Below are 6000 nucleotides of genomic sequence, written 5' to 3'. Positions count from 1 at the left end.
AATAATAATTGACTCCATATTTGAGGTTGAGGAGTAGGTAAGCGGATACGATAGTTTGGAGCTGTCGCGATGACAGCTCCTTTTTGATGACCATTGAAGTAACGGGCAGTATAGTTTAATGGTAAAGCCTTATGAGTTTAAATAAATTATTCTCTGATTAGGATGAGGTTGGAAATGGAGAACTGTTCTAAATGTCATAGTATTCATATCAAACAGATGAGTTCAATTAATACAAGACTATTATTTTCTATTTATATATTTTTGTCTTTTTACTTTTTTATGGGTGATATTGGTTATTGAGCGTTGATTGCATTAGCTCCCTTTTTTATTCCGTATGTACATAAATGTACTGACTGTAATACAACATTTTTTGGACTGCCCAGAGTTAAATCGAATAATTTTTGGAATGGGAATAACTCAGAAAAATATTTACTTGCAATGTTACCTTCAATACTTACGATCACATTCTTAATTCTTAACTTTCCTAATACAGGTCTAGGACGGATATTGTATTTACCAACTATCTACTTCTTCAATACTTTTAACATCCTCTTATATTTAAATAAATTTGCGAAACGTAATGGAACATTAAGCTTAATATCATGGGTAACGTTGTGCATGACGGGTGGAAATTCCCCGTCCAAGCGTTAAAATACGCCACACGTCGCAAAAACAGCGCCCCACGGGAGAGGCGCTGTTTAGCGTATGCAGCGATTTACAGATCGCGGACCCGCGCCCAGGCTTCGTCGAGGTCCGCGATCAGGTCGGCAGGATCCTCGAGACCGACGTAGAGCCTGACGATCCGCCGGTCGCCCGCTTCGCCGTCCGGGATTTCGTTGACAACGATCAGACTCTCGAAGCCGCCCCAGCTGACGCCGATCTTAAAGTAGTGCAACCGGTCGGACCACGCCTTCAATCTCGCGATCGGCTCGTCGGTCACGAAGGAGAACAGGCTACCGTAACCGGACATCTGCCGCTTCGCCAGCTCATGCTGGGGGTGTGACGGTAGCCCGGGATGATTGACGCGGATCACGTGCGGCTGCCGCTCCAGGTGGGCTGCCACCTGAAGACCCGTTTCCTGGTGGCGCTGCATCCGAAGGGGGAGCGAGCGCAGCCCTCGGATCAGTAGCGCGGCGATCTGTGGCGCCATAATGCCGCCGAAGAGCATGTACTCACTCGTGCTAAGCCGGTTGATAAGCTCCTTCGAGCCGATCACCGCACCTCCGACGCAGTCGCTATGACCCGACACGTACTTGGTCAGCGAATGCACGACGAGATCGACGCCGAAGGCCAGGGGCTTCTGGAAAATCGGCGTTGCCCACGTATTGTCAATGATGGTTCGGGCACCGATGCTGCGCGCAAGCTCCGTGCAGGCTGATAGATCCTGCACTTCGAACCGCATCGTGGTCGGGCTTTCCAGATAGAGCAGTGCGGTATTGGGCAGCACCGCCTGCCGAAGCGCCTCCATCGACGTTCCGTCGACATAGGTCGTCTCTATGCCGAAACGCGTCAGATAGGAGGTGAAAAATTCGCGCGTCGGCCCGTAAGCCTGGCTGACGCATAGCACGTGATCGCCCTGATTCACGCAAGACATGATGGCCGCGGTGATGGCGGCCATGCCCGAGGCGAAGCAGCGTGCCGCTTCACCGCTCTCCAGTACCGCCAGCTTCTCCTCGAGAAACGCCACGGTTGGATTTCGGCCACGTGAGTACACCGGCGTCAGGAACAGATCCTCGAACGCCTCCTCGAATTGTGCATACGTTTCATGGGCGAAAAGGCTGCTTTGATAAACGGGGACAGCAATGGAGCCGTGATGGCGGGTATCGATCGGGTCGTAAGACACCGTCGTAAAATCAGACCGAGATGTGCGAGTTGTCATAGTGTATTCCTCCGATGCTGGAAATGAATGGCGCTCAACCCTTCTCCGCCCCTTGTGTAAGACCCGCCACAATAAACCGCTGGGCAATCGCGAATAGCAGCACGGTTGGGATGACAGACAGCACCGTTCCTGCGGACAGCGCTCCCCAGTTGACGTCGAACTTCAAAATGAAGGAGTTCATGGCGACCGGAAGCGTCTTAAACGGCTCGGAATCGATGAACATGACGGCCAGGAACAGCTCGTTCCAGTTCTGGACGAATGCGAATATGAACGTTGAAGCGATGCCGGGAAGCATGACCGGAATGATAACCCGTCCGAGCGCGGAGAGACGGGAGCAGCCGTCAATCATGGCAGCCTCCTCAAGACTCGAGGGAATCCGCTGGAAGAACCCCCTAAGCATGATCGCCGAGAACGGGATCAGTCCGACCGTGTACATCAGCACCAGCGACATCCGGTTGTTGATAAGGTGCAAATCCGACATAAGCAGATAGAGCGGCGCCAGAGAGACGAAGCCGGGCAGCATCTGCGTGGCGAAGAATGCCATCAGAATCTGCTTGTGGCCGCGGAAGGAAAAGCGTGCCATCACATAAGCGCTTAGAATCGCAATGACGATGACGATGAGGGCCGCGACAACGGAGATCAGCAGACTGTTGGCGATATAGATATGGAACTTGGAGATGCGGAAAATATCGATATAATTCTGCAACGAGAACCGTTTAGGCCAGTAGTGAAGCGGGAATGTAAAAATGTCTTTCTGCGGCTTGAACGACGTCATGACGATCCAGTACAGTGGGAAAACCATGACGATGAAATGGAGCGACAGAAACAGCAGCTTGAGTCCGAAGAGTATTCGTTTCTTCATTTAAAAATCCTCCGCCTTGCTTGACCTCGTAACCGAAAGATAGAACAGGGTGTATAGCAGCAGAATGACAATCATCATCACGCCGACGGCCGACGCAGCACCATATTCGCCGGCGTAAATAATTTTGTCCAGCATATAGGAGGCGAGGACGTGGGTGCTTCCCGCTGGACCGCCGTTCGTCAGGCCGTAAATAATGGTCGGGTCGTTGAAAATCCAGATCGCCCGCAGCAGCGTCGTCGCGATGATTGTTGGCATGATGTAGGGCAGCGTCACATTCAGCAGCTTGCGTACGCCGCCAGCGCCATCAATGTCAGCGGCCTCGTAAAGCTCGCCCGGAACGGATTGCAGCGCCGCGAGGAGCATGATCGCGAAGAACGCGATGCCGTACCAGATGTTGGCTACGACGACGGACACCATCGCCCAGTCGGGATCGGATAGGAAGCCAATGCGCTGGTCAATGAGGCCGGTTCGCAGCAGGAGATCGTTGATTGGCCCGAGCTGGGAGTTGAAAAGCCACTTCCAGATCATACCGATAAGGAATCCGGAAAGCGCCCAGGAGTAGAACACGAAGCCCTGGTAGACGCCGCGTCCGCGAAACGGCTTCCTCAGCGTCATGGCAAGCGTGAAGCCGATCAGGAACTGGAAGACGAGCGAGAAGAAGACCCAATAGGCGCTGTTCTTCAGGGCGCCCTTGAACTTGGGATCCTGGAAGGCCGTCTCGAAGTTGTCGAGGCCCACAAACCGCACATTCGTCAGGTCGAACAGTCTGTAGTCCTGAAATGCCATGACGATCCCTTTTAGGAACGGGTAGCACGTGAATACCAGTACCAGCAGCAGCGCAGGGACCAGACTTAGTGTAATGAACAGCCTCCGGTTAGACATTTATGCACCACCTTCTTGGAATGAAAATCGTGATGGACAGCGGATTCCGCCCATCACGATGTTCCAACGGATTGCCGGTTATTTGCTCACTTGGCTCTTTTGGTCGGTCCAATATTGATCCCATTGCTTGAGAAGGTCGTCCAGACTCAGCTTGCCGAGCAGGTAGCTCTGCTGCGAGCTGGAGCTGATCTCGCCCCACTTGCCGGTTCCCGGATAGGTGAACGGCGGCTTATAGTTGACGAAATCGTCGGGCTTGTTGCTCATATCAAGCAGTGTCTTGTATGGGCCCGATTGAAAGAACGGATCCTCGGACGCCGAAGAGTGAATCGGAATGAGGCCGAACTTCTTCGAAAATTCGATATTTTGCTGCGGACTGGACAGGAAGGAAATTAGCTTGAACGCCGCGTCCTTGTTCTTCGAGAACGACGTGATACCCCAGCCGGCGCCGCCCGCGGAGATCAGCGCTTTCCCGCCGGGACCCTTCGGCATCGGCGCCGTCGCCCATGTGTTCTTGTCCATTCCTGTTTCCAGCGTCTGGATGACATCCGGGTCCTGCAGCAGAATTGCCGTTACGCCGGAGGTGAAAGCCTGCACCTGCTCCTGAAAGCCCCAGTTGATAGAGTCCGGCGGCGAAGTCTCCTTGTAGATCTTCATATACAGCTCCGTGGCCTGCTTAGCCTCCGGGGAGGAGAAGACCGTCTTGCCGTCCTTCAGGAACATGGAGTCTTCCAGATTTACATTGTCCCCGTTGTAAGAGAGAATCATAGCGTCCGTATTGCCGTTGGAGCCCGGCCCGCCGCGGAAGGAGAAGCCGAACCGGTTGGCTGCAGGATCGGTCAGCGTCTTGCCCGTCTCGTACAGCTCCTGCCAGGTTGTTGGCGGTTGCAGTCCCTTCGCGTCGAACCAGTCTTTCCGATAGAACATTTGACGCTGGTACAAGCCGTTGGCGATGAAAAAGAGCTTGTCGTCGACGGTGCCGACCGACCGGGCGACCGGACTCAGCGTCCCTTTGTCGGACCAGGAATCGACTAAGGCGTCGAGCGGTTCGATGTAGCCGTTGTTAACGAACTCCGCTACAGTCAGGTCGCGCACCTCAAGAATGTCGACGTCCTGCTTGGCCGATAGCATCGTCCGGATTTTGTTGTCCGCCTGATCGAAGGGCGGCGAGACTAGTTCGATCGTAATATTCGGGTTTTGCTCTTCAAACGATTCGATTGCCTGTTTAATGAGTTCGGTCCTTTTCGGACTGGTCAAGCTCTCTACCATGCGAAGCTTGACTTTCTCGCCGGAAGCTTTGGTGCCGGTTCCTTCGCTCTTCGTGTTCGTGCCGCCGTCGCCGCATGCGGCTAGCAGGCCGGCAAGAAGGATCATAGAGAGTAGAATCGTAACGATTTTCCGCAAAGTCATTTCCCCCCATATCAATGTATCAGCCAGTCATCCTGTCTGATAGGTTGATTATAGAAAGCGCATTCATCTCTGTCAAGAGGGTTAAAATGAAAAAAAATGAAAAAAAATGAGCGAGCGGCTGCGGAGCTCAATACAATTTGATGATCTCTTCGATCGAATCCATCATACGGTTGAATTCCTGCTCCGCGCGTTTCGGATCGTGATCGGCGATCGCTTCGTAAATGGTGATGTGGAACGGATACGTCTCATCGAACAGGCGCTCGTCGCCCAGCGGTTCGTTGAAAAACTTCTCGTACAAGCCGGAAATCGACTGAAGCACGCTCTCTAGAATGGCGTTGCCGGACGCTTTGATCACAAGACGGTGGAAGGCCAGATCGATCTGCGAGGTGTCCTTGCCCGCCTCCTTCAGTGCGCGGTATTCGTCGAGGCATTGCGTCAGATCCTCGATTTGCTTCGGTGTCGCCCGTCCGGCGGCGAGTACGACCGCCTTGCCTTCCAGGGCGCGCCTCACATCCAGTACATTCAGCAGGAAACGCTTCTCATTCTCAATCTTAACTTTGCCCGTGAATCGGAAGCTGTGGACATCCCGGACATAGATGCCCTTGCCGTTCTCGACCCTGACGATGTCAACCGCTTCGAGATATCGGATCGCTTCGCGGAGCGACGAGCGGCCGACGCCGAACATGCGGACCATCTCCTCCATGGAAGGCAATTTGTCCCCTTCCTGAAGCGCTTTGTCCTCGATATAGGACTGAATCTCTTTTGCAACCAGCTCGTGGACGTTAACCTTGCGAATCTTGCCCAATACTGCGAGCCCCCTTTCCAACTTATCGCCTGAGTTATGTTTTCATGATAGGGAAAACGGCTGGTGGTGTCAATGAACGATACGGGGTGAACTGTGTCACATTCCGCCGCATTTGGATTAAAACGATTTTCAAACTAAGCTTGGTCAGGAACATGTGAACCCTTG

At 53.2% G+C, this 6000-nt stretch carries 5 protein-coding genes; all 5 read right to left on the bottom strand.

Annotation, left to right across the window (positions count from 1 at the left end; genetic code table 11):
• Window positions 1-715 precede the first annotated feature (715 nt).
• The 5 genes from ACFSUF_RS13525 to ACFSUF_RS13505 all read right to left on the bottom strand — a co-directional run bounded on the left by ACFSUF_RS13525 (window position 716) and on the right by ACFSUF_RS13505 (window position 5835).
• Window positions 716-1879, bottom strand: a complete 1164-nt coding sequence (locus tag ACFSUF_RS13525; RefSeq protein WP_377603442.1) for a trans-sulfuration enzyme family protein — start codon at window positions 1877-1879, stop codon at window positions 716-718.
• 34 nt (window positions 1880-1913) lie between these two features.
• The gene (locus ACFSUF_RS13520) at window positions 1914-2741 is read right to left on the bottom strand and encodes a carbohydrate ABC transporter permease (RefSeq protein ID WP_377603441.1); all 828 of its coding nucleotides are present in this window, start codon (window positions 2739-2741) and stop codon (window positions 1914-1916) included.
• A complete protein-coding gene (locus ACFSUF_RS13515) occupies window positions 2742-3623 on the bottom strand; it encodes a carbohydrate ABC transporter permease (RefSeq protein WP_377603440.1) in 882 nt (293 codons plus the stop codon).
• 78 nt (window positions 3624-3701) lie between these two features.
• Complete coding sequence (locus tag ACFSUF_RS13510; protein WP_377603439.1) at window positions 3702-5024, bottom strand: ABC transporter substrate-binding protein; 1323 nt, start codon at window positions 5022-5024, stop codon at window positions 3702-3704.
• Window positions 5025-5157: 133 nt separating this feature from the next.
• A complete protein-coding gene (locus tag ACFSUF_RS13505) occupies window positions 5158-5835 on the bottom strand; it encodes a FadR/GntR family transcriptional regulator (protein WP_377603438.1) in 678 nt (225 codons plus the stop codon).
• Window positions 5836-6000: the final 165 nt, after the last annotated feature.

The organism is Paenibacillus gansuensis, assembly GCF_042684925.1.
Classification (GTDB): domain Bacteria; phylum Bacillota; class Bacilli; order Paenibacillales; family DY6; genus Paenibacillus_N; species Paenibacillus_N gansuensis.
This window is presented reverse-complemented; position numbering and strand designations above follow the sequence as displayed.